Here is a 387-nt window from a genome sequence, read left to right on the forward strand (position 1 = left end):
AGCGCATCGCAAGTTCGATATTAAGATAGTAAGGTGAGAAAATTTTTGAAATAAGACTAGGAGGATCATACCATTCGACGGTATCGAAAATAAGTTTGACCTTGTTTTTTTTAGCCCAAGGTATCAGCCTCAGCAAATAAGGAGAATACCCGCTATATAAAATTACAGCGTCAGGCTTTTCATCAAGGCTATCCAACCATTGCACGGCTTTCTTTCCCGCAGAGAAGTAAAGCAGATGTTTAAAAAACCTGGGGAGCTTTTCATACAACCTTTCATTCAATGAAATTACGGGGATATTTTTGTAATCACCTTCAGCAATACCATCAGGAGGCACTTGTCCAGACACGACCTTAACTTTATAGCCCAGTTGACTAAGCGTTACACAAT

General features: G+C 39.5%; 1 protein-coding gene. It reads right to left on the bottom strand.

Annotated features, from left to right (window positions below; translation table 11 throughout):
- The coding region (locus RMT89_RS41465) for a hypothetical protein (protein ID WP_315888927.1) at positions 1 to 346 on the bottom strand (346 nt) is incomplete at its 3' end.
- Positions 347 to 387: the final 41 nt, after the last annotated feature.

It is taken from the genome of Streptomyces sp. P17 (assembly GCF_032436805.1).
GTDB lineage: Bacteria > Actinomycetota > Actinomycetes > Streptomycetales > Streptomycetaceae > Streptomyces.